This is a genomic window from Citrobacter sp. FDAARGOS_156 (genome assembly GCF_001559235.2).
In the GTDB taxonomy this organism is placed as follows: domain Bacteria; phylum Pseudomonadota; class Gammaproteobacteria; order Enterobacterales; family Enterobacteriaceae; genus Citrobacter; species Citrobacter youngae.
Window position 1 is genome coordinate 2,935,080 of the sequence record NZ_CP014030.2, and the last position, 23,098, is coordinate 2,958,177.

22 protein-coding genes are annotated in these 23,098 nt (G+C 52.1%); 12 read left to right on the forward strand and 10 right to left on the reverse strand.

The annotated features are described in order from the left end of the window. Nucleotides 1-58: 58 nt before the first annotated feature. A complete protein-coding gene (locus AL515_RS14345; protein ID WP_048211425.1) occupies nucleotides 59-1,591 on the forward strand; it encodes a SpoVR family protein in 1,533 nt (510 codons plus the stop codon). 102 nt (nucleotides 1,592-1,693) lie between these two features. On the opposite strand, the gene fadR is transcribed toward AL515_RS14345, so the two are convergent. Then, the gene (gene fadR, locus AL515_RS14350) at nucleotides 1,694-2,413 is read right to left on the reverse strand and encodes a fatty acid metabolism transcriptional regulator FadR (RefSeq protein WP_005122254.1); all 720 of its coding nucleotides are present in this window, start codon (nucleotides 2,411-2,413) and stop codon (nucleotides 1,694-1,696) included. A 237-nt stretch (nucleotides 2,414-2,650) separates the two neighbouring features. Between fadR and nhaB the strand changes: the two genes are divergently transcribed. From nhaB to AL515_RS14365, 3 genes are all read left to right on the forward strand, one after another. After that, nucleotides 2,651-4,195 (forward strand): Na(+)/H(+) antiporter NhaB, encoded by a 1,545-nt coding sequence (gene nhaB / locus AL515_RS14355; protein WP_048211424.1) that lies wholly within the window; start codon nucleotides 2,651-2,653, stop codon nucleotides 4,193-4,195. A gap of 141 nt (nucleotides 4,196-4,336) precedes the next feature. Next, entirely contained in the window at nucleotides 4,337-4,867 is a 531-nt protein-coding gene (gene dsbB / locus AL515_RS14360; RefSeq protein ID WP_005122248.1) for a disulfide bond formation protein DsbB, read from the forward strand. A gap of 110 nt (nucleotides 4,868-4,977) precedes the next feature. Further along, nucleotides 4,978-5,319 carry a DUF1971 domain-containing protein gene (locus AL515_RS14365; RefSeq protein ID WP_016153372.1) on the forward strand — a complete coding sequence of 114 codons (342 nt, stop codon included), beginning with the start codon at nucleotides 4,978-4,980 and terminating at the stop codon, nucleotides 5,317-5,319. A 29-nt stretch (nucleotides 5,320-5,348) separates the two neighbouring features. Here the strand turns inward: AL515_RS14365 and AL515_RS14370 are convergent, their stop codons facing one another. The 3 genes from AL515_RS14370 to AL515_RS14380 all read right to left on the reverse strand — a co-directional run bounded on the left by AL515_RS14370 (nucleotide 5,349) and on the right by AL515_RS14380 (nucleotide 6,911). Further along, nucleotides 5,349-5,795, reverse strand: a complete 447-nt coding sequence (locus AL515_RS14370; RefSeq protein ID WP_003020944.1) for a YcgN family cysteine cluster protein — start codon at nucleotides 5,793-5,795, stop codon at nucleotides 5,349-5,351. 93 nt (nucleotides 5,796-5,888) lie between these two features. After that, a complete protein-coding gene (locus AL515_RS14375; RefSeq protein ID WP_061068050.1) occupies nucleotides 5,889-6,548 on the reverse strand; it encodes a fumarylacetoacetate hydrolase family protein in 660 nt (219 codons plus the stop codon). A 69-nt stretch (nucleotides 6,549-6,617) separates the two neighbouring features. Next, entirely contained in the window at nucleotides 6,618-6,911 is a 294-nt protein-coding gene (locus AL515_RS14380; RefSeq protein WP_048211421.1) for a YcgL domain-containing protein, read from the reverse strand. Nucleotides 6,912-7,037: 126 nt separating this feature from the next. Between AL515_RS14380 and minC the strand changes: the two genes are divergently transcribed. The 3 genes from minC to minE are packed head-to-tail and all read left to right on the forward strand — an operon-like array spanning nucleotide 7,038 to nucleotide 8,851. Then, nucleotides 7,038-7,745 (forward strand): septum site-determining protein MinC, encoded by a 708-nt coding sequence (gene minC, locus AL515_RS14385; RefSeq protein ID WP_048211420.1) that lies wholly within the window; start codon nucleotides 7,038-7,040, stop codon nucleotides 7,743-7,745. Nucleotides 7,746-7,768: 23 nt separating this feature from the next. Then, a complete protein-coding gene (gene minD / locus AL515_RS14390; protein WP_003020956.1) occupies nucleotides 7,769-8,581 on the forward strand; it encodes a septum site-determining protein MinD in 813 nt (270 codons plus the stop codon). Nucleotides 8,582-8,584: 3 nt separating this feature from the next. Then, nucleotides 8,585-8,851: a cell division topological specificity factor MinE gene (gene minE / locus AL515_RS14395; protein ID WP_001185666.1), complete on the forward strand. Its 267-nt coding sequence runs from the start codon at nucleotides 8,585-8,587 to the stop codon at nucleotides 8,849-8,851. 85 nt (nucleotides 8,852-8,936) lie between these two features. Here minE and AL515_RS14400 read toward each other — a convergent pair whose 3' ends face one another. Continuing rightward, nucleotides 8,937-9,854 carry a LysR family transcriptional regulator gene (locus AL515_RS14400; protein WP_048211419.1) on the reverse strand — a complete coding sequence of 306 codons (918 nt, stop codon included), beginning with the start codon at nucleotides 9,852-9,854 and terminating at the stop codon, nucleotides 8,937-8,939. Between the two features lie 103 nt (nucleotides 9,855-9,957). Between AL515_RS14400 and AL515_RS14405 the strand changes: the two genes are divergently transcribed. From AL515_RS14405 to AL515_RS14425, 5 genes are all read left to right on the forward strand, one after another. Beyond that, the gene (locus AL515_RS14405) at nucleotides 9,958-11,040 is read left to right on the forward strand and encodes a tartrate dehydrogenase (protein ID WP_048211418.1); all 1,083 of its coding nucleotides are present in this window, start codon (nucleotides 9,958-9,960) and stop codon (nucleotides 11,038-11,040) included. A 257-nt stretch (nucleotides 11,041-11,297) separates the two neighbouring features. Further along, a complete protein-coding gene (locus AL515_RS14410) occupies nucleotides 11,298-12,899 on the forward strand; it encodes a BCCT family transporter (protein WP_061068051.1) in 1,602 nt (533 codons plus the stop codon). Nucleotides 12,900-12,943: 44 nt separating this feature from the next. Further along, nucleotides 12,944-14,068, forward strand: a complete 1,125-nt coding sequence (gene yeaW / locus AL515_RS14415) for a carnitine monooxygenase, oxygenase subunit YeaW (RefSeq protein WP_061068052.1) — start codon at nucleotides 12,944-12,946, stop codon at nucleotides 14,066-14,068. An 18-nt stretch (nucleotides 14,069-14,086) separates the two neighbouring features. Further along, complete coding sequence (locus AL515_RS14420) at nucleotides 14,087-15,535, forward strand: NAD-dependent succinate-semialdehyde dehydrogenase (protein WP_061068053.1); 1,449 nt, start codon at nucleotides 14,087-14,089, stop codon at nucleotides 15,533-15,535. Nucleotides 15,536-15,594: 59 nt separating this feature from the next. Continuing rightward, nucleotides 15,595-16,560 carry a PDR/VanB family oxidoreductase gene (locus tag AL515_RS14425; protein ID WP_061068054.1) on the forward strand — a complete coding sequence of 322 codons (966 nt, stop codon included), beginning with the start codon at nucleotides 15,595-15,597 and terminating at the stop codon, nucleotides 16,558-16,560. Between the two features lie 48 nt (nucleotides 16,561-16,608). On the opposite strand, the gene rnd is transcribed toward AL515_RS14425, so the two are convergent. From rnd to AL515_RS14455, 5 genes are all read right to left on the reverse strand, one after another. Further along, nucleotides 16,609-17,724, reverse strand: coding sequence for a ribonuclease D (rnd, locus tag AL515_RS14430; RefSeq protein ID WP_061068055.1), 1,116 nt, complete (start codon nucleotides 17,722-17,724; stop codon nucleotides 16,609-16,611). Between the two features lie 84 nt (nucleotides 17,725-17,808). Further along, nucleotides 17,809-19,494 carry a long-chain-fatty-acid--CoA ligase FadD gene (fadD, locus tag AL515_RS14435; protein ID WP_005122193.1) on the reverse strand — a complete coding sequence of 562 codons (1,686 nt, stop codon included), beginning with the start codon at nucleotides 19,492-19,494 and terminating at the stop codon, nucleotides 17,809-17,811. Nucleotides 19,495-19,698: 204 nt separating this feature from the next. Continuing rightward, nucleotides 19,699-20,283 carry a Slp family lipoprotein gene (locus AL515_RS14445; protein WP_048211412.1) on the reverse strand — a complete coding sequence of 195 codons (585 nt, stop codon included), beginning with the start codon at nucleotides 20,281-20,283 and terminating at the stop codon, nucleotides 19,699-19,701. Nucleotides 20,284-20,377: 94 nt separating this feature from the next. Continuing rightward, nucleotides 20,378-21,073 carry a tRNA (adenosine(37)-N6)-threonylcarbamoyltransferase complex dimerization subunit type 1 TsaB gene (tsaB, locus tag AL515_RS14450; protein ID WP_061068056.1) on the reverse strand — a complete coding sequence of 232 codons (696 nt, stop codon included), beginning with the start codon at nucleotides 21,071-21,073 and terminating at the stop codon, nucleotides 20,378-20,380. Between the two features lie 58 nt (nucleotides 21,074-21,131). Continuing rightward, nucleotides 21,132-23,042: an ATP-dependent DNA helicase gene (locus AL515_RS14455; protein WP_061068057.1), complete on the reverse strand. Its 1,911-nt coding sequence runs from the start codon at nucleotides 23,040-23,042 to the stop codon at nucleotides 21,132-21,134. Between the last annotated feature and the right edge of the window lie 56 nt (nucleotides 23,043-23,098).

Genomic DNA, 23,098 nt, shown 5'->3' on the forward strand with positions numbered 1-23,098 from the left:
CTATGCTTGAAATGAGGTACTCCAGACAGAGAGTGCCGCCAACAATGAGGGTGCGCGAATGGCTACGATTGATTCCATGAACAAGGACAGCACACGGTTAAGCGATGGACCCGACTGGACGTTTGATCTGCTGGATGTCTATCTGGCAGAGATAGACCGCGTGGCGAAACTCTACAGGCTGGATACCTACCCGCACCAAATCGAGGTGATCACCTCCGAGCAAATGATGGACGCCTATTCCAGCGTTGGGATGCCGATCAACTATCCGCACTGGTCGTTTGGTAAAAAGTTTATTGAAACCGAACGCTTGTACAAGCATGGTCAGCAGGGGCTGGCCTATGAGATTGTTATCAACTCCAATCCGTGTATCGCGTATCTGATGGAGGAGAACACCATCACCATGCAGGCGCTGGTGATGGCGCATGCCTGCTACGGACACAACTCCTTCTTCAAAAACAACTACCTGTTTCGTAGCTGGACGGATGCCAGTTCCATCGTCGATTACCTAATCTTCGCACGAAACTATATAACCCAGTGTGAAGAACGCTACGGGGTGGATGAAGTCGAAAAGCTCCTCGACTCCTGCCATGCGCTGATGAACTACGGCGTTGACCGTTACAAACGCCCGCAAAAAATCTCCCTACAGGAAGAGAAGGCCCGGCAGAAAAGTCGTGAAGAGTATCTGCAAAGTCAGGTGAATATGCTGTGGCGTACGTTGCCGAAGAAAGAGGAAGAGAAGACGATCTCTACCGCGCGTCGTTATCCTTCTGAGCCGCAGGAAAACCTGCTGTATTTTATGGAGAAAAACGCCCCACTGCTGGAGTCCTGGCAACGCGAAGTTCTGCGCATTGTGCGTAAGGTGAGCCAGTATTTTTATCCGCAGAAACAAACTCAGGTGATGAACGAGGGATGGGCAACTTTCTGGCACTACACCATCCTCAATCACCTTTATGATGAAGGCAAAGTCACCGAGCGCTTTATGCTGGAGTTTCTACATAGCCATACCAACGTGGTATTCCAGCCACCGTATAACAGTCCATGGTATAGCGGGATAAACCCTTATGCGCTGGGCTTTGCTATGTTCCAGGATATCAAACGTATTTGTCAGTCGCCCACCGAGGAGGACAAATACTGGTTCCCAAATATTGCGGGTTCCGACTGGCTGGAAACGCTGCATTTCGCGATGCGTGATTTTAAAGATGAGAGCTTTATCAGCCAGTTCCTGTCACCAAAAGTGATGCGCGATTTCCGCCTGTTCACGGTGCTGGATGATGACCGCCATAATTACCTGGAAATTTCAGCGATTCACAATGAAGAGGGGTATCGCGAGATCCGTAACAGGCTGTCATCGCAATATAACCTGAGCAATCTGGAGCCGAATATTCAAATCTGGAATGTCGATCTGCGCGGCGACCGTTCACTGACCTTGCGTTATATCCCACATAACCGCGCGCCGTTGGATAAAGGACGCAAAGAGGTGCTTAAGCATGTGCACCGGCTATGGGGTTTTGATGTGATGCTGGAGCAGCAGAATGAAGATGGCAGCGTTGAGCTGCTGGAGCGTTGCCCGCCAAGGATGAACGGCCTGTAACGCTTATTGCCGGAGGCGGTGTAAACACCATATCCGGCCTACGACGTAGACGCATTGTAGGCCGGATAAGACGCTTTGGCGTCACCATCCGGCATTGCGCGATTAGCGTCCCTGAATAGCTAAATCGCCCGGTAAATTCTTCTGCATACGGTGCCAAATCTCACCACTGTCGTGACCATAGCGGCGCACCGTTTCATAGACCAAATCATGAGCGCCCTGCTCACACAGCTCTGACAGCTTACGGTAGAAGTTCAACGCCAGGCCGCGCGCTTCCGGGTTGGCAAAGTAATGACGGCCAATACGCGTATAAAGTCCTTTCATACCGTTGAGGATCAAACCGTAAATCGGATTGCCCGATGCAAATGCCAGACCACGGAAAATGTTGTAGTCCAGATCGGCAAACGCGTCAGCATGGTCAGCAACCTGATTCGCCGTGGCCAAAACGTCCTGGGCTTTATCAGGATGTTGGCGGAATGCGGTGCGAATAAAGATCGTCGAGATGTTAGTACGCACAGACAGCAGATTATCAATCAACTGCGGAACACTTTCGTGATCGAGACGCGCCAGCGTTTCCAGGATATTCAGTCCGGAGGTTTCCCAAAAGTTATTCACTTTCGTCGGTTTGCCGTGTTGAATGGTCAACCAGCCGTCCCGCGCCAGACGCTGCAAAACTTCGCGTAACGTGGTACGTGTTACTCCAATGAGTTCGGATAGTTCACGTTCAGCGGGCAAAATAGTGCCAGGTGGGAAGCGGTTATTCCAGATACTCTCAATGATGTACTCTTCCGCGAACCCAGCAGGGCTTTGCGCCTTAATGACCATAGTGATAATTCCATTACACAGCAAAACATAGTTACACACATCATACCAGACGGGTTTCTTAGCTGATAGCTGACGCAACGAAGAAAAAGTGGATCAAGGCTTCATTTTCCAGATAACGCTGATACGCAGTCGGTACGATAAGCCACGTGAAGAGCTTGCCTGCGTTCACTCGTGCCGCTAAGCTTTGCGGTCAAACATAAAAACATGATTTCATTTTTACAGGTAAGGGAAACTGCCATGGAGCTATCATGGGGCCGCGCTATGTGGCGCAACTTTTTAGGCCAGTCGCCGGACTGGTATAAACTTGCACTGCTCGTCTTCTTAATCATTAACCCGCTTATTTTTTTCATCAATCCCTTTATCGCGGGTTGGTTGCTGGTGGCCGAATTCATTTTTACGCTGGCAATGGCGCTTAAGTGTTATCCACTGTTGCCGGGCGGGCTGTTAGCCATCGAAGCTGTCGTCATCGGCATGACCAGCGCCACTCATGTTCGTGAAGAAGTTGCCGCCAACCTTGAAGTGCTCTTGCTGCTGATGTTTATGGTGGCGGGCATCTACTTTATGAAGCAACTGCTGCTGTTTATTTTTACCCGACTGCTGCTCAGTATTCGCTCCAAGATGCTGCTGTCGCTGGCCTTTTGTGTTGCCGCTGCCTTCCTTTCGGCGTTCCTCGACGCATTGACTGTGGTCGCGGTCGTGATCAGCGTGGCGGTCGGTTTTTACGGTATCTACCATCGCGTCGCCTCTTCCCGCCCGGGAGATAACAATTTGCTGGATGACAGCCATATCGACCAGCACAATAAAGTCGTACTGGAGCAGTTCCGCGGTTTTCTGCGCAGCCTGATGATGCACGCGGGAGTCGGCACAGCCTTAGGCGGTGTGATGACCATGGTTGGCGAACCGCAGAACCTGATTATCGCCAAAGCAGCTGGCTGGCATTTTGGTGATTTTTTCCTGCGCATGTCGCCGGTCACCGTCCCGGTGTTGATTTGCGGTCTGCTCACCTGCCTGCTGGTTGAAAAGTTACGTTGGTTTGGCTACGGTGAAACATTGCCGGAAGCTGTCCGTGGCGTTCTGCAACAGTTTGACGATGAAAGCCGGCAACAACGTACCCGCCAGGATAAAATCAAGCTGATTATTCAGGCAGTCATCGGCGTATGGCTGGTCGTCGCCCTCGCGCTGCATCTGGCAGAAGTTGGATTAATTGGCCTGTCGGTGATTATTCTGGCGACTTCGTTAACTGGCGTTACTGACGAACACGCTATTGGTAAAGCCTTCACCGAGTCGCTGCCGTTCACCGCACTGCTGACCGTGTTCTTCTCTATCGTTGCGGTGATTATCGATCAACAGCTCTTCTCGCCGATTATTCATTTTGTTTTGCAGTCTTCTGAGCATGCACAACTGACCCTGTTCTATCTTTTCAACGGCCTGCTGTCGTCAATTTCAGACAACGTCTTTGTTGGCACAATTTACATCAACGAAGCGAAAGCGGCGCTGGAGCACGGGACGATTAGCCTGAATCAATATGAACTGTTAGCGGTGGCGATCAATACCGGGACCAACCTGCCTTCCGTGGCCACGCCAAACGGCCAGGCAGCATTCCTGTTCCTGCTGACCTCCGCGCTGGCACCGTTGATTCGCCTTTCTTATGGTCGCATGGTGTGGATGGCTCTGCCGTATACTCTCGTCCTGACGCTCGTCGGTCTGCTTTGCGTAGAGTTCACGCTGGTTCCAGTGACCGAGTGGATGACGCAAACAGGCTGGTTAGCTACACTTTCATAACAATAAACCGGGTAAATCACTGCCCGGTTTGACTTTTTGCATGATAATTATCCGATTACACAATATTTCAATTGCCGCTAGTGGCGCATAAATTGAATTGGTTTAAACTGCGGTCTCTACGCATGTTGCAGGGAAATTATTATGTTGCGATTTTTAAACCAGTGCTCCCGTGGGCGTGGAGCGTGGTTATTGCTGGCGCTAACCGCCCTGGCGTTGGAACTTGTTGCCTTGTGGTTCCAGCATGTCATGCTGCTAAAACCCTGCGTGTTGTGTATTTACGAACGTAGCGCATTATTTGGCGTGATGGGTGCTGGTCTGGTGGGCGCAATTGCCCCAAAAACGCCACTGCGTTATGTGGCAATGCTTATCTGGATTTACAGCGCCTGGCGCGGGCTTCAGTTAGCGTATGAACACACGATGATTCAGCTTCACCCGTCACCGTTCATGACCTGTGATTTTGCCGCGCGCTTCCCGAGTTGGTTACCGCTGGATAAATGGCTGCCGCAGGTATTTATGGCATCCGGTGACTGCGCTGAGCGTCAGTGGTCATTTTTAACCCTGGAGATGCCGCAGTGGCTGTTGGGGATTTTTGCCGCGTATCTGGTCGTTGCAGTGTTGGTGCTGATTGCTCAGCCCTTTAAACCGAAAAAACGTGACCTCTTCGGTCGCTAACAGAACGCTCCTTCGGGAGCGTTTTTTTTTGCCATAATGTTATTGCTTGCTGGCATCTATAAGATGTATATTAAATACATCTTATAGATGCCATACAAAGGAGATGTCTTATGTCCCATTTACGCATCCCGGCAAACTGGAAAGTTAAACGCTCTACTCCCTTCTTTACGAAAGACAATGTCCCGGCCGCTCTGCTTTCTCACCACAACACAGCAGCCGGCGTTTTTGGACAACTCTGCGTGATGGAAGGCACTGTAACGTATTACGGCTTTGCCAATGAAGACGCAAAAGAACCTGAAGTTAAAGTAGTCATTAATGCCGGACAGTTCGCGACCAGCCCACCGCAGTACTGGCATCGTGTTGAATTAAGCGACGATGCGCAGTTCAACATTAATTTCTGGGTTGAAGATGACAACCATAGTGATGAGATGTATCAGGCGAAAAAGTCTTAATCCTTAACGCCTGTTAATCGATGGGCGGCTTAGTCCGCCCATGAAGGTTTGTTCAATATATGGTCCTGCCAGTCACGCACTTCTGATTCTTTCACCGCGATATGGCGTACTGAAATACGCTCACCGTGCATTGCCGCCTTTGACCCCGTCAGCAGCGGATGCCACTCCGGCAGCCCTTTACCTTCCGCGAGCAGACGATAGGCGCAGGTCATCGGCAACCATTCAAAAGTCGGCAAATTATCGCGCGTCAGCTTGATGCAGTCAGGCTCGTACTCGAATCGACGTTCGTAATTACGGCACTGACAGGTTTTGATATTGAGTTGCTTACACGCGACGTTGGTAAAGTAGATTTCGTCGGTGTCTTCATCCATCAGCTTATGCAGGCAGCATTGGCCGCACCCATCACATAATGACTCCCACTCGGCATCGGTCATTTCATCAAGGGTTTTACTTTGCCAGAAAGGTATGTCGCTCATCAGGGTATCCGCTATTTCACTAAAGCTGCACCTTATAACCAGTCTGGCACGTTGATGCAAGTTTTGCCGCCCGAAATAGGCGGCAAGCAGAGGTTACAGCACCCGGGTGGTTAGCGTCTGACCATGGAAACTGATAGCCAGCTCATCACCGCTGCGTAACGGCCCAACGCCAGCTGGCGTCCCAGTCAATACCACATCACCGGCTTTAAGCGTGAAAAATCGGCTCATGTAAGCAATCAATGGGACAATATGATGGATCATATCCGCCGTAGTGCCCTGCTGGCGGACTTCGCCATTCACCGTTAATCCGAGCTGAGTATCCTGCGGATCACCGTTAAATTCCGCTACCGGAATAAACCCCGACAGCGGGCAAGAGTTGTCAAAACCCTTCGCTTTTTCCCACGGCTGGCCCGCTTTTTTCATTTTGCCCTGAATATCACGCAGGGTCAGGTCCAGCGCCACACCATAGCCAGCGATGGCTTTGCGCACATGCTCTTCTGTCGCCTGGCGCAGGGTTGCACCGATCAGCACGGCCAGTTCAACTTCGTGATGGACGGACCCCATATCCGCCGGAATGACCAGCGGTTGGCGCAAATCACACAGCGCAGTTTCAGGCTTAATAAACAACACTGGCTCTTCCGGCGTTGCTCCCCCCATCTCTTTAATGTGGTTTGCATAATTGCTACCGACGCAAACCACTTTGCTCACCGGATAATCCAGCAGAGCACCATGCCAGTTGTGATGTTGATACATTACTTTCCCCTAACGTAGTCATAGATTTCAGGTACTGCATCGGTGAGACATGCTGCTGCCGGATGCAGTTTAACGTTTAGCGTCTGATGTATTTTCTTTTACCGCAGATAAATGCTGTTTGAGTAAATCTTCAGGCGGCGGTGGTATTTGTAAATAATAGCCCTGCTCGGTTAGTGCCTGTTTTACTTTTTCAAGATCGGCATTAACCAGTTTTTTACGACCATCAAGCGGTAAAATCATTGCCAGCTTTGGCTGGCCAAACCCTTTCATCAGTTCTTCAGGAACACGCGAGAAATCGTCTTTTTTTTCGACATATAAATAGGTCTGGTCACGTTTGCTGCTTCGGTAGATCACACAAAACATATCTTTTACTCTGAATTCACGGAATGGTGGCTTGCCTCAATATAATACTGACTATAACATGCCTTATAGTCTTCGGAATATCACCCCGCACTGGGGATGATAAATAGCAAATTGAGTAAGGCCAGGATGTCAAACACGCCAATCGAGCTTAAAGGCAGTAGCTTCACCTTATCAGTGGTTCACTTACATGAAGCAGAACCCGAGGTTATTCGTCAGGCGTTGGAAGACAAAATCGCGCAGGCACCTGCTTTTTTAAAACATGCTCCCGTCGTAGTTAACGTGAGTGGTCTTGAAAGTCCGGTAAACTGGTCAGCGCTGCAGAAAGTTGTCGCGTCTACCGGATTGCGCATTATCGGCGTTAGCGGATGCAAAGATGCCAGACTCAAAGCTGAAATCGACGAAATGGGTCTTCCTTTACTGACAGAAGGTAAAGAAAAAGCCATTCGTTCCGCACCTGTTGAAACTCCGGCACCTGCCGTACCGCCACAAAACGTTACTCCCATCACAAAAACACGATTAATAAATGTACCGGTTCGTTCCGGTCAGCGTATTTATGCTCCACAATGTGATCTGATTGTTACAAGTCACGTCAGTGCGGGCGCAGAGCTTATCGCTGATGGCAATATTCACGTTTATGGCATGATGAGAGGCCGTGCGCTGGCGGGCGCAAGCGGCGATCGGGAAGCGCAAATTTTTTGTACCCATCTGACGGCAGAACTGGTGTCTATCGCAGGTGTTTATTGGCTGAGTGATAAAATCCCAGCAGAATTTTATGGCAAAGCGGCACGTCTGCAATTGGCAGAGAACGCTTTGACAGTTCAACCGTTGAATTGATCCCTTTTTAACAAGGAATTTCTATGGCACGCATTATTGTTGTTACTTCGGGTAAAGGGGGCGTTGGCAAAACCACCTCCAGCGCGGCCATCGCTACAGGTTTGGCCCAGAAGGGAAAGAAAACTGTCGTTATTGATTTTGATATCGGCCTGCGTAACCTTGATTTGATTATGGGTTGTGAACGCCGCGTCGTTTATGACTTCGTCAACGTTATTCAGGGCGATGCGTCGTTAAATCAGGCGTTGATCAAAGATAAACGTACCGAAAATCTCTTTATTCTTCCGGCCTCACAGACTCGTGATAAAGACGCGCTGACGCGTGAAGGCGTCGCGAAAGTTCTGGACGACCTGAAAACGATGGAATTTGACTTCATCGTCTGCGACTCCCCGGCAGGTATTGAGACCGGCGCGCTGATGGCCCTGTATTTTGCCGACGAAGCCATTATTACCACCAACCCGGAAGTGTCTTCTGTACGTGACTCTGACCGTATTCTGGGTATTCTGGCGTCGAAATCTCGTCGCGCTGAAAATGGCGAAGATCCGATTAAAGAGCATCTGCTGCTTACGCGCTATAACCCTGGCCGCGTAAATAAAGGTGACATGCTCAGCATGGAAGACGTACTGGAAATTCTGCGAATCAAGCTGGTTGGTGTGATTCCTGAAGATCAGTCAGTCCTGCGCGCGTCTAACCAGGGTGAGCCGGTTATTCTCGACATCAATGCTGATGCCGGTAAAGCCTATGCTGATACCGTAGACCGTCTGTTGGGAGAAGAACGTCCTTTCCGCTTCATTGAAGAAGAGAAGAAAGGTTTCCTCAAACGCCTGTTCGGAGGATAAGTTATGGCATTACTGGATTTTTTTCTCTCGCGGAAAAAGAGCACAGCGAACATCGCTAAAGAGCGACTGCAGATTATTGTTGCGGAACGTCGTCGTAGTGACGCAGAGCCACATTATTTACCGCAACTGAGGAAAGATATTCTCGAGGTTATCTGCAAGTATGTACAAATTGATCCTGAAATGGTCACCGTACAGCTTGAACAAAAAGACGGCGATATTTCTATCCTCGAACTTAACGTGACTTTGCCTGAAGCAGAAGAGTCTAAATAGCATCTTTTGTAAATGAGTCATGGTTGAAAAAAGGCAGATTATTCTGCCTTTTTTATTTTTGATCGTAGTCCAGGCTGCGCCCCATTTATTCCAAACTGAACTTCGGGTAGTTCTCAGCAAAATAGCGACGTAAATACTCCACGGTAATACGGATTTTTGCCGATGTCGCCAGACGTGACACATAAACGGCCCAAATATTTGCTGGTTGATAATAGTCAGGCAATATATGAACCAGATGCCCACTGGCGATGTTATCGCAGACATCCCACCATGAACGTAGCGCAATCCCCTGACCATCGACACACCATTGGTGAACAACTTCGCCATGATTGGAGGAGAGCGGCCCCGTCACCTTGATCGAGTGCACGCCCTCTTTATTACGCATTTGCCAGATGCCAAATGGATGATCGCGCTCTTTAATCACCAGGCAGGGCAACGTGGACAGATCGTTCAGTTGCTTCGGTGTACCGTGCTGCGCCACAAACTCAGGCGATGCACACAATACTCGATAATTGGTCGCCAGCTTACGTGCGATCAAATTGGGTGCAATATCATCCCCGATGCGGATATCAAGATCGACACCTTCATTAACCAGATCGACTAACCGATCCTCAACGTCAAACCGCAACTCCAGCTGCGGATACTCTTTTGCCAGCGCTGACAACGCTGGAGCCACTACACGGCGACCAAAACCAAAGCTGCTGATAATACGTAACATCCCCTGCGGGATCTGCCGGACATCAGACAGCTCATCCATCATCTGATCCACATCCTGCAGGATCCGCTGAGCCCATTCGTAGATCCGCTCCCCCTCTTCCGTGATGGTTACGCGTCGCGTAGTCCGGTGCAGCAGCACTACATTCAGCGTCTGCTCCAGCAGGGCAACTCGCTTACTGATAAAAGCCGGTGAAACGCCTAGCTCCTCGGCAACGGCGGCAAAACCCGCACGGCGGGCAACCAGCATAAAGACGCGTAAATCATTTAACAGCGGCAGATTATTCATGATCTGTGTTTTATGTTTCACCAGTTGGAGGGATTAACTATTAATCAGTCAATTATAGGATAAGGGGAAAGTCAATTTTGATGGCGTACAAGTGAGAGCTGCTATGAAGAAAACCTGTCGTATTGCCGCTATCCCCGGAGATGGCATTGGTAAAGAAGTCCTGCCTGAAGGCATTCATGTGTTACAAGCGGCCGCTGAGCGCTGGGGGTTGTCGCTCAGCTTTGAGCAAATGGAATGGGCCAGCTGCGAGTACTATATGCATCACGGCAAGATGATGCCCGATGACTGGCATGAACAGTTGAAATCCTTCGATGCTATCTACTTTGGTGCGGTCGGCTGGCCGGACACTGTACCGGATCACATCTCACTATGGGGCTCGTTACTCAAGTTTCGTCGGGAGTTCGATCAATACGTCAACCTGCGTCCGGTACGCCTGTTTCCTGGTGTTCCTTGCCCACTGGCGGGTAAGAAACCTGGCGACATTGATTTCTACGTTGTACGTGAAAACACCGAAGGCGAGTATTCATCACTGGGTGGGCGCGTAAGCGAGGGTACCGAACATGAAGTGGTCATTCAGGAGTCGGTCTTCACCCGTCGCGGCGTGGATCGTATATTGCGTTACGCTTTCGAGCTGGCGCAAAACCGCCCGCGTAAAACCCTGACCTCGGCGACCAAATCCAATGGCCTGGCTATCAGCATGCCTTACTGGGATGAGCGCGTTGAAGCTATGGCGGCTCACTATCCCGAGATCCGTTGGGATAAACAGCATATCGACATTCTGTGCGCCCGCTTTGTGATGCAGCCAGAGCGTTTTGACGTAGTGGTCGCCTCTAACCTGTTTGGCGACATCCTGTCCGATTTGGGACCTGCCTGCACTGGCACGATTGGCATTGCACCTTCGGCAAACTTAAATCCGGAACGAACCTTCCCATCGTTGTTCGAACCGGTCCACGGTTCGGCCCCGGATATCTACGGCAAGAATATTGCTAACCCAATTGCCACCATCTGGGCTGGTGCGATGATGCTGGATTTCCTTGGCAACGGCGATGCGAATTATCAGGCGGCCCACGATGGCATTCTGGCTGCGATTGAACAGGTTATTGCCAGCGGCCCGAAAACGCCGGATATGAAAGGCAATGCCACCACTCAACAGGTAGCTGACGCTATCTGCCGGGCACTGCGTTAGAGGTCAAACCACGAAATATGAGCCGCGTCACTGACGCGGTTTTTTTATGTGTTCTGTACGTCAAATAACCTGCGTGAATTCACCTTTTATTATTTCCGTTCCGTGTTTTATTGCTTCACGCATCAGGCAATTGTTTAATTCATGTAAAGAACAAATAATAAAATTGTTAAATACGAAGCGACAAAATCTTACCCTACAGCATGATAACAACGACAGGCTAATGCCAAACGCGGGCGACTATGCCCAGGAGATCATCCATGTTGAGCAACGTAAAGAAAAAAGATGTGCCACTGATAGCCATCAGCCTGGTGGCTATTCTTTTTATCGCCGCCACACTCAGTTTCTTCCCTCAGCAGTCTGCACAAGTTGCAAATACCATTTTTAACGGCGTAACCCGAATGCTGGGTTCCGCCGTGCAGATCCTGGTCCTCATGGCCATGGGGCTGGTTGTCTGGCTGGCCACCAGCAAATACGGCAATATTCGCCTCGGTGAAGGTAAAGCGGAATACAGTACCCTTTCCTGGCTGTTTATGTTTATTTGCGCTGGATTAGGCTCCTCCACGCTCTACTGGGGGGTTGCTGAATGGGCCTATTACTACCAAACGCCGGGGCTGAACATCGCCCCACAATCACAAAAGGCCCTGGAATTCAGTCTGCCTTACTCCTTTTTCCATTGGGGGATCAGCGCATGGGCGACCTACACGCTGGCCTCGTTAACCATGGCCTACCATTTCCATGTGCGTAAAAATAAAGGCTTGAGCCTGTCCGGGATAATTGCTGCTATCACCGGCGTTCATCCACAGGGCGTATGGGGAAGACTGGTCGATTTGATGTTCCTGATCGCCACCGTCGGCGCGTTAACCATCTCCCTGGTCGTTACCGCTGCAACCTTCACTCGTGGTTTATCAGCACTCACCGGTTTACCGGATAACTTCACGGTGCAAGCCTTTGTGATCCTGTTCTCTGGCGGCATTTTCTGCCTGAGTTCCTGGATTGGCATCAACAATGGTCTGCAACGTCTGAGCAAAATGGTCGGCTGGGGGGCATTTTTACTGCCGTTGGTGGTACTGATTGTCGGCCCAACCGAGTTCATCACCAATAACATCATCAACGCTATTGGCCTGACGACACAAAACTTTTTGCAGATGAGTCTGTTTACTGATCCACTCGGTAACGGTGAGTTTACCCGCAACTGGACGGTGTTCTACTGGCTGTGGTGGATCTCCTACACCCCGGGCGTCGCTATGTTTGTCACGCGCGTATCCCGTGGTCGCAAAATTAAAGAGGTTATCTGGGCATTAATCCTCGGTAGCACCGTTGGCTGCTGGTTCTTCTTCGGGGTGATGGAGAGCTACTCTATCCATCAGTTTGTCAATGGCGTGATTGATATCCCGCAGATCATGGCAACGCAGGGCGGAGAAACGGCTGTGCAGCAGGTACTGATGTCACTGCCTGCCGGGAAGCTGTTCCTGGTCGCGTATCTGGCCATCATGATTATTTTCCTTGCCTCGCATATGGATGCTGTGGCCTACACCATGGCAGCCACCAGCACACGTAATCTACAGGAAGGGGATGATCCTGAACGTGGCTTACGTTTGTTCTGGTGTGTGGTCATCACATTAATTCCATTATCAATTTTATTCACCGGTGCGTCTCTGGAAACAATGAAGACCACGGTGGTACTGACCGCCCTTCCCTTCCTCGCCATCCTGTTGGTAAAGGTCGGCGGTTTTCTTCGCTGGGTACGGCAGGATTATGCCCATGTTCCTGCTCACCAAATTGAAAGTCATCTTCCCGAAGCACCGGGCGACGCGCCTGTCACGCCACCGGCTGGGACACTACTCAAAGGCGGCAATTAAGCGCCAGTCAAAAATCTTCTTACTCACAAATTAAAGGTAATCCAATGAGCAATCTGAGCCCTGAGTTTATTCTGCCGCAAAATTTTTGTGCCAATCCGCAGGACGCCTGGACTATCCCGGCACGGTTCTATACCGACCAGCAGGCTTTTGAACACGAACAAGAGAACGTATTTGCCAAAAGCTGGATTTGTGTTGCCCACAGCAGCGAACTGGCAAAGCCAAATGACTATGTCACGCGTGAAGTGATTGGTGAGAACATCGTGCTGGTGCGTGGCCGCGATAATGTACTGCGCGCATTCTACAACGTCTGCCCGCATCGTGGTCATCAACTGCTGAGCGGCGAAGGGAAAGCCAAGAACGTGATTACCTGCCCCTACCACGCGTGGGCATTCAAACTTGATGGCAATCTGGCTCATGCCCGTAACTGTGAAAACGTCGCCAACTTTGACAGTGAGAAGGCTCATCTGACACCAGTGCGACTCGAAGAATATGCCGGTTTTGTATTCATCAATATGGACCCGAACGCCGGTAGCGTTGAAGATCAGCTTCCGGGACTGGCAGCCAAAGTCGTCGAGGCCTGCCCTGATGTACATGATCTGAAACTCGCCGCGCGTTTCACTACCCGCACGCCGGCCAACTGGAAAAATATCGTTGATAACTATCTGGAGTGCTACCACTGCGGTCCGGCCCACCCTGGTTTTTCCGACTCAGTACAGGTTGACCGTTACTGGCATACCATGCACGGCAACTGGACGCTGCAATACGGTTTTGCCAAACCCTCTGAACAGTCGTTTAAGTTCGAAGAAGGTGTTGATGCTGCGTTCCACGGCTTCTGGTTGTGGCCGTGCACCATGCTTAACGTCACGCCAATCAAAGGCATGATGACCGTTATTTATGAATTCCCGGTGGATGCAGAAACCACACTGCAAAACTACGACATCTATTTCACTAATGAAGAGCTGACCGAAGAGCAAAAAGCGCTGATCGAATGGTATCGCAATGTCTTCCGCCCTGAGGATTTACGCCTGGTTGAGAGCGTACAAAAAGGTCTGAAATCACGTGGCTATCGTGGACAGGGACGCATTATGGCGGATACCAGCGGTAGCGGAATCTCCGAACATGGCATTGCCCATTTCCATAACCTGGTCGCTCAGGTGTTTCAGGATTAATCAGTGAAGGAGTTCGTCATGACCGTTTTTCAGACCTCACTTTTTCGCCAGCAGGCGTTTATCGCCGGACTGTGGTGTGATGCCGATGACAGTAACACGTTGTCGGTCAGCAACCCGGCAACAGGGGCCGTTCTGGGACAAATTCCCAACATGGGAACGTCAGAGGCGCAACGCGCCATTGATGCCGCCTCTCAGGCGCTTCCTGCCTGGCGGGCAATGACCGCAGCCCAACGTTCCACGTTGCTTAAAGCCTGGCATCATTTAATTCTCGACAACAAAACGGCGCTGGCGCAAATCATGACCGCCGAGCAGGGCAAACCGCTGGCTGAGGCGGAAGGAGAGATTGTCTATGCCGCGTCGTTTATTGAGTGGTTTGCCGAGCAGGCTAAACGTACTAATGGCGAGATTATCCCCTCGCCTGCGGCGGATAAACGGTTGATGGTTATCCGTCAGGGTATCGGTGTCTGCGCGGCAATAACACCATGGAACTTCCCTGCGGCAATGATCACCCGCAAAGCCGGTCCCGCGCTGGCTGCAGGTTGTACGATGGTAGTAAAACCGGCCAACGAAACACCGTTTACCGCTCTGGCGCTGGCAGAACTTGCACGTCAGGCCGGTATTCCGGCGGGTGTTATCAATGTCGTGACCGGAAAGTCCCGCGAAATTGGTGCATTGTTCACCGCAGACGATCGCGTACGCAAACTGTCGTTTACCGGCTCTACCGAGGTAGGGCGCGTAATGATGCGCCAGTGTTCCGATTCTATCAAAAAGGTCTCGCTGGAGCTGGGCGGCAACGCGCCGTTTATCGTATTTGAGGACGCGGATCTCGACAAAGCCGTTGAAGGCGCGCTGGTGGCTAAATTCCGCAATGCCGGACAGACCTGTGTTTGCGTGAACCGTTTTTACATTCATCAGGCTGTTTATGACGCGTTTTGTGAGAAATTCGTGGCCCGGGTCGCCGCTCTGAAAGTCGGCAACGGTGAGCAACCCGGCGTACAAACCGGTCCGCTGATCAATAGCGCCGCCGTCGACAAAGTGCAGTCGCTTCTTGATGACGCGCTGACGTGGGGCGCCACGCTGTTAACCGGGGGTCAACGCCATGCTCTGGGAGGAAACTATTTTACGCCCACCGTCATCGGCAACGTGCAGCCGGGCACGCAGTTACTCCAGGAAGAGATATTCGGACCGGTCGCCGCGCTGGTGAAGTTTGAAGATGAACAGGATGCGATCCGCCAGGCAAATGACACCATTTATGGACTGGCATCCTACTTCTACAGCAATGATGCCGCACGCATCTGGCGTGTTTCAGAGCAACTGGAGTATGGCATGGTCGGTATTAATACCGGACTGATCTCGAATGAAGTCGCCCCTTTCGGTGGTGTGAAGCAATCAGGGCTGGGACGAGAAGGTTCTGAACACGGTATCGAAGATTACCTGGAGATGAAATATCTCTGCCAGGGGCTGTAACGACAGATTCCGGCGCGCCGGGTAACCCGCGCCGGACAGATTTTTTAGGGAGTGCCGCAATGTCTGAATATCAAATGCGAGAAGTTCAGGTCAGTCAGATTGAAACGATTACCGCGCATGTAAAGCGCTTCACCTTAACGGCTGCCTCAGGCGATCCGTTGCCTGCGTTCCAGGGCGGCAGCCATATCATCGTGCAGATGCGCGATGGCGAAAATCTCTATAGCAACGCGTACTCGCTGATGAGCTCGCCGTTGGATACCCGCACCTGGCAAATCGCTGTGCGCCTGGAGGAGAATTCCAAAGGCGGCTCACGATACCTGCATCAGCAGGTCAAACCCGGCGATACGCTGACGATTTCCACGCCCAATAATCTTTTCGCCCTCGAACCGCAGGCGCAAAAGCATTTGTTAATCGCTGGCGGCATCGGTATTACGCCCTTCCTGTCGCAGATCCCGGAACTCGAAAGCGCCCAGGCACAGTGGCAGCTACATTACTGTTCACTCAGCCCTGAAAACTGCGCGTTTCATGATGAACTGAAACAGCACCGCCAGGCCGATCGCATTCATCTGCACCTTTCGAGTGAAGGCACACGCCTCGACCTGGCACGTCTGCTTGCCGATGTAGAACCCGGCACCCATATTTATACATGCGGCCCGGCCGCGCTTAACGATGCCGTAAGAAGCGAGGCCGCCCGCCACGGTCTGGATAACAATACGCTACATTTCGAGCAATTTGCGGTAGAAGATAAGAGCGGTGATGCTTTCACCCTCGTGCTGGCACGTTCCGGACGTGAGTTTGTCGTTCCGCAAGAGATGACGATTCTGCAGGTTATCGAAAATAACAAAGCTGCCAGAGTCGAGTGTCTGTGCCGTGAAGGCGTGTGCGGTACCTGTGAGACGACGATTCTTGAAGGGGAAGCGGATCACCGCGATCACTACTTTAGCGACGACGAAAAAGCCAGCCAGCAGAGCATGCTTATTTGCTGTTCACGTGCCAAAGGCAAACGCCTGGTGCTTGATTTGTAGAATTTAACCGACCGGATAAGCGATGGACTACCCGGTCGGCCTGCTCGCTTACTGTGGATAGTCCAGCAGCAGCGTCTTGAGGCGGTCGGCCATCAGTTCGCCACGCCAACCGGAAATCAGCTCCGGCAGGGACGCCTGCGGCTTTAATTTCCAGTGCCAGTTGAGCAGTTGGTTGATTTGACGACGCGAAGCAAGGAGTTCCACGCTAAGATTCTGCTCCGCACTCACATCGGCCACCAGGGCTTTAATGGCTTTGAATGCCTTGCGATAACCCGGCATATCCATCAGATTCAGCAACGGTTGCGGCAGCGACTCTTCCGGTAAGGCCTGTGCCTTTTCTACCAGGGAGATCAGCGTCTTGCCGTGGAAACGAATTTCGCTCCCGGAAAGTCCCAGACTATCCAGCTCGCCCAGACTGCCCGGCATATAACGGGCCACCGCCCACAGATGCTCTTCACGCACCACGAAGTTTACCGCCAGATCGCGCTCGCGCGCTTTACGCAGTCGCCAGTCGGCAAGCAGTTGCAGACAGGCGAGCTGACGGGTACGCAACTGCCAGGCATTGGTAATTTCTCGCCACGCATCTTCGGGTGCCAGAATTTCCTGACGACGCTGTTGCATCAAACGACATTCGTCCAGCGCAGCGGGCAGCCAGCCGGACGCATCGGTTTCTGCCATGAGTTTTGTGGTGATCGGTAATAAATACCAGACATCTGCCGCCGCATACTCGCACTGCCGCTCGGTCAGCGGTCTGGCCAGCCAGTCGGTACGTGATTCACTTTTATCCAGCACCACCCCGGTGAACTCTTCCACCATCGCAGCAAAGCCCCACGACAGTGGGCGCCCACAAAAGGCGGCCAGAATCTGTGTATCGATCAGTGGTTGCGGGAGCTCACCAAACGTGTTGAGAAACACTTCGAGGTCTTCACTTCCGGCATGCAGGAATTTGGTGATCGCAGTGTCACGCAGGATATCGCGCAGCGGCGACCAGTCGGTGATCCCCTGCGGGTCAATCAGAGCAACGTGTTTGCCATCAAACAGCTGGATCAGTCCCAACTGCGGGTAGTAGGTACGCGTGCGAACAAATTCGGTATCCAGGGCTATCGCCGGAAATTCACGAACGGCTTCGCACAGCGTGGCCAACGCGTCGTCCGTGGTGATCATTTGATAATTCAAATCGTGCTCTCTTAGGTTTTCGCCAAAAAAAACGCCGGATTATCCGGCGCTTTCTGCTGGCTGTCTTAACGCTCAGCCTTTATTGTCCACTTTGCCGCGCGCTTCGTCACGTAATTCTCGTCGCAAAATTTTACCGACGTTAGATTTCGGCAACTCATCACGAAATTCCACCAGCTTCGGTACTTTATAGCCCGTCAGGTGACGACGGCAGAAAGTAACCAGCGCTTCATCGGTTAACGAGGCGTCTTTCTTCACCACAAAAATTTTCACCGCTTCACCGCTGCTGCCTGATGGCACGCCAACGGCAGCCACTTCCTGCACACCTGGATGTTGCATCACCACGTCTTCAATTTCGTTCGGATAGACGTTAAAGCCGGAGACCAGGATCATATCTTTCTTACGATCAACAATACGCAGGAAGCCTTCATCATCCATCACCGCAATATCGCCGGTGTGCAGCCAGCCGTCTTTGACGATTTCGTCTGTGGCGTCTGGTCGCTGCCAGTACCCCAGCATCACCTGCGGACCTTTCACGCACAGTTCGCCCGGTTCTCCCGGTGGCACTTCGTTGTCGTCATCATCCACCAGTTTGACCTCGGTAGACGGAACCGGTAACCCGATACTGCCGCTATGGTAGTCGATATCGTGAGGGTTGACGCTCACCAGCGGAGCGCACTCCGTCAGGCCATAGCCTTCCAGCAGATACTGCCCCGTCAGCTTCACCCAACGTTCCGCTACCGCCTGTTGAACCGGCATCCCGCCGCCTGCAGAAAGGTGCAGTGACGAGAAGTCCAGTTGCTGGAACTCTTTGTTATTTAGCAGCGCGTTAAACAGCGTGTTGACGCCGGTCATCGCGGTGAAGGGATATTTCGCCAGCTCTTTTACCAGTCCGGGAATATCGCGCGGGTTGGTAATCAGCAGATTTTGACCGCCCAGCTCAATAAACAGCAGGCAGTTCATCGTCAGCGCAAAAATGTGATACAGCGGTAGGGCCGTCACCACCAACTCTTTGCCCGGATGCAGCAACGGACCATAGGTGGCATTAACCTGCTCCAGGTTAGCCAGCATGTTACGGTGCGTGAGCATTGCGCCTTTCGCCACGCCGGTGGTACCACCGGTATACTGCAGGAAAGCCAAATCTTCTGACACGACTTCCGGCTTCACATACTGCATGCGGTAGCCGTTTTGCAGCGCACTGCGAAACGAGATGGCATCCGGCAGGTGATATTTCGGCACCAGACGCTTGATATATTTCACGACGAAGTTAACCAGCGTCCCTTTCGCGGTCGACAACTGATCGCCCATACGCGTGAGGATCACGTGTTGAACTGAGGTCTTATCGACCACTTTCTCCAGCGTGTGAGCAAAGTTAGAGACGATGACGATCGCCGATGCACCGCTATCGTTGAGCTGATGTTCCAGCTCGCGAGGCGTGTACAGCGGGTTCACGTTCACAACTATCATGCCAGCACGTAAAATCCCAAACAGTGCAACGGGATATTGCAACAGGTTGGGCATCATCAGTGCCACGCGATCGCCCTTTTTCAGTCCAAGTCCTTGTTGCAAATAAGCCGCGAATGCCCGACTGCGCTCTTCGAGTTTGCGGAAGGTCATCACCTCCCCCATGTTCATAAACGCGGGTTGATCGGCATACCGTCTTACTGAGTGTTCAAAGAGTTCCACCAGGGATTGATAACGGTCAGGATTGATCTCCGCGGGAACACCAGCGGGATAACGGTTAAGCCAAACCTTTTTCAATACATCACCTCTAAAATGCGTATTCGTCGTCATCACAACCCCAGACAATAAACAAACTGTTAACATAATATTAACTCAGCGTACCAGTTTGTTTATTACACAACGACAAGGTTGCGAAGCACGTCACTATTTATTTTTCTTATATCCACGTTAATGCAGAAACAGCGGACGAGCCGCTGTTTCTTTTATCATTAAAACAAAGAGTTACTCTGTTACTATCGTCTGAACCTGCGCGGGACCGGGATTGTACCATCCCCATCCGCCGTAGCCACCGTAAGGCCAGCCACGCGCACCGTAGAACCAGGGGTCAATCGGCTGCGGAGGCATCACAATTTGCTGAGTAATATGCCAGCGTTTATAACCGGTTACCTGCATCAGCATGAACTTATACGGTGTACTACCAATTTTTCCGTCCACAGTTCCGCTAATGGGTCCGACGACGGTGACCAGTTGACCACGAAAATCTACCGGGTCGAGGAAACCGTTAACATCGGCATAAATTCGCCCGCGTGACGCTTCGCCCAGAATCGGTCGTGCCCCGCTATCGAGCGGCATAGTGGCGATCTCCAGTCGGGATTTCCCCTGCTGGTTTTGAATATCCACCACCTTACCGCCAAAACGTGCTTCTTGTCCGACGTACAACTGCGGCGCATTCATCACCCGCACCAGATCCTGCTGCGGTGTCGGGCTCGAACCTTTAATCGCATCCGGGATGGTGACACAGCCACTTAGCGATAACGCCAATACGCCTGCCAGTACACCTTTCAATAACTGCTTTTGCACCACCATATTGCGACTCCCTTTTCTTAGCCTCTGCCCGGACATGTTCGCGATGCTGTGTATTGACATCAGTGCGAATTTACCAGGGATGTACTACTAAGATTCATTCTTTACCGGGAAGTTTCTTCCACGCCACGGTGTTACGTAAATAAACCGGTTCAGCATGTTCAACCGCCACGGTCTTACCGGCAGCCAGCATTTGCGTGGCGACAGGCAGCATATCTTCTGCCGCAGGAAGCAGCACATCACCATCGCTGAGCGTCAGACCGCTGTCTTTACCAAGCTCAGGCCAGGCTGGCCAGCCCGTGCCAACGGTTACCCAGTCGCCAGAAAGCTGCAGCAGGCGATCGTGTACCTGCTCCGGCGTTAACACCGCTTCTGTCTCTTCGCCGTGCCAGATGCCATCTTCATCACGCTGGTATTCAGCCCAGTACACTTCACCCATACGCGCATCAATCGCGGCCAGTACGCGGGTAGCGCCCGATTTACGCCAGGCCCCCTGTGCCATTGTCGCGAGAGTGGAGACGCCGATCATCGGTAAATTCGCGCCTAACGCCAGCCCCTGGGCAATGCCAATCCCAATACGGACACCGGTGAAACTACCGGGACCGCGCCCAAATGCCAGGGCGTCAATGTCGGTTAACGTGAGATCGCCAGCGGCCAGGATTTCCTCGACCATCGGTAAAATTCGTTGGGTATGTTCTCGTGGGCAAAGCTCGAAGTGAGCCTTGATAGTACCGTCATTCCACAGGGCAACAGAGCACGCCTCTGTGGCGGTATCGATAGCCAGAATTCGCATGGGTATTTGTGATCAGATCAATAAATTTGGCGCGCATCTTACCACACTCCGTAACAAATTACTCAGTCGTTGGTATGGCAAGAAAGCGAACCGCGCGAGCTATGTCACGCGTCCGCGGCGCAGGAGGAAGACTCGCCAGGAAGGTGGCGCCGTATGGCCGCATAACCAGACGATTGTCGCAAATCACCAGCACGCCGCGATCGTCGGCATCACGTATCAGACGCCCTACCCCCTGCTTCAGGGTGATTACCGCATCCGGCAACTGCACGTCTTCAAACGGATCGCCGCCGCGCAGGCGGCAGTCCTCCATTCGGGCTTTTAACAGCGGGTCATCCGGCGAGGTAAACGGCAGTTTGTCGATAATGACCAGCGACAGCGTATCACCGCGCACGTCTACCCCTTCCCAGAAGCTGCTGGTGGCGACCAGTAATGCATTACCTGCGCTGACAAACTGCTGTAACAGTTGCCCTTTACTGGTTTCGCCCTGCAGCAACACGGGAAGCGTCATGGTGGCGCGGAATTGTTCCGCCAGTTCGCGCATCATCGCGTGCGAAGTGCACAGCATAAAGCAGCGACCGTTGTTCGCTTCAATAATAGGTCGCAGCATGGAAGCCAACTGCCGCGCTGCCCCCGGCTGGTTAGTTTGCGGGAGATTACGTGGCACGCACAGCAGCGCCTGACGGGTGTAATCAAATGGACTCGGCAATAACATCGACTCGGCATCTTCAATCCCCAACCTCGCGGTGAAATGATGAAGGTCATCGTTTACCGACAGCGTCGCGGAAGTAAAAATCCAGCAGCCCGGTTTTTGCTCCATCACTTCTTTGAATTTGTCGGCCACGGTAAGCGGCGTCAGCGCGAGCGTAAAATGGCGGGAGGTGCATTCATACCAGTAGCTGAAGCCTGGCTGGTTGATCTCTTTCAGACGCTTCAGGCGCGCACGGTAAAGCGTGGCACGTTCAAACGCAGCATCCAGCAAGGCAGAACGGCCGAGAGACAGCTTCGCCACGTCATAACAGAGCTCAAGTGTGTCATCGAGCAGCAAAAACGCGCGCTGCACACGCTGGTCAGCCAACAGCTCTCGTAGGTTTCCACGATAGCCGGGCTCGCCGAGCTGTAGGCGAAAGTCCTGAGCGCTTTGCGCCAGCCGGTCCGCGCATTTTTGCAACTGCTGGGTGTCTTTCAGCTCGGTGCGATAGGCAATGGTGATGTCTTTTGCCAGATCCAGCAGTTGGCGACTGGAAAGCGATTGACCAAAGTACTGGCTGGCGATATCAGGTAGCTGATGGGCTTCATCGAAGATCATCACGCCTGCCTCGGGGATTAATTCACCAAATCCACTCTCTTTCACCACCATATCAGCGAGAAACAGATGATGGTTCACCACGACGACATCCGCTTCCATCGCCTTCTTGCGCGCTTTAACGACAAAGCACTCTTTATACAGCGGGCAGTCGCTGCCAAGGCAATTATCGTTTGTGCTGGTTACCAGCGGCCAGGCCTGAGAGTCTTCCGCCACGCTGACGCAGGTGCTGATGTCGCCATCAAGCGTTTGATTTGACCATGAGCGCAGCAGTATGACATCGCTTAACGTTTGTACCGGTAGATCACCACCCGCCAGCGCCTGCTGTTCGAGGCGTTCCAGACACAGGTAGTTGGAGCGCCCTTTTAGCAACGCCAGCTTACCGGTGAATTTCAGTGCTTTGGCAACGGTGGGAAGATCGCGACTGTAGAGCTGATCCTGCAACGCTTTCGATCCCGTCGACACAATCACTTTCTTTCCAGCGCGAAGCGCTGGGGCGAGGTAAGCGTACGTTTTACCTGTGCCAGTGCCGGCTTCTACAACAAGCGGTTGTGATTTTTCAATGGCATGACTGACAGCAATCGCCATCTGTCGCTGTGGTTCACGCGGTTTAAAACCCGGTATCGCTTTAGCCAATTGACCGTCTGCTGCAAAATCGTCCGTCACACTGCCCCCTGTTCATTTGAACAGGGATTATGTCAGGCCAGCGGGTCTTTCGCCAG